This is a genomic window from Pseudomonas sp. HMSC063H08 (genome assembly GCF_001813645.1).
Lineage (GTDB): Bacteria > Pseudomonadota > Gammaproteobacteria > Pseudomonadales > Pseudomonadaceae > Pseudomonas > Pseudomonas aeruginosa.
In genome coordinates this window covers 1-287 of the sequence record NZ_KV813338.1, presented here as the reverse complement: position 1 = coordinate 287, position 287 = coordinate 1, and the positions used below count along the sequence as shown (strand labels likewise).

Below are 287 nucleotides of genomic sequence, written 5' to 3'. Positions count from 1 at the left end.
CAGCACGCGGCCCAGCAGCAACAGCAGGTGGCCAAGGCAGCGGAGAAGTACCTGAAGGACAACTTCAGCACGGTTCTGGCCAGCGCCGGCGCCACGGCCCCGGCGGTGATCACCGTCCCGATGTTGCGCAACACCCGTTACCTGCCCGCAGGCTTCCGCGACACCAACATCTACGGCCAGCAATACCAGGTACTGGCCCGCAAGCCGGCGGCCAACCAGCTCGAAACGCTGATCGTGACCACGGGTGGACAGGTAGCTTCCGAACTCTCGATCCGCCGGATCGCGCA

At 65.5% G+C, this 287-nt stretch carries 1 protein-coding gene; it reads left to right on the top strand.

Features of this window, described 5'->3' with window-relative positions; translation table 11 throughout:
• The coding region (gene pilV / locus HMPREF2924_RS02505) for a shufflon system plasmid conjugative transfer pilus tip adhesin PilV (RefSeq protein ID WP_141765519.1) at nt 1-287 on the top strand (287 nt) is incomplete at both ends.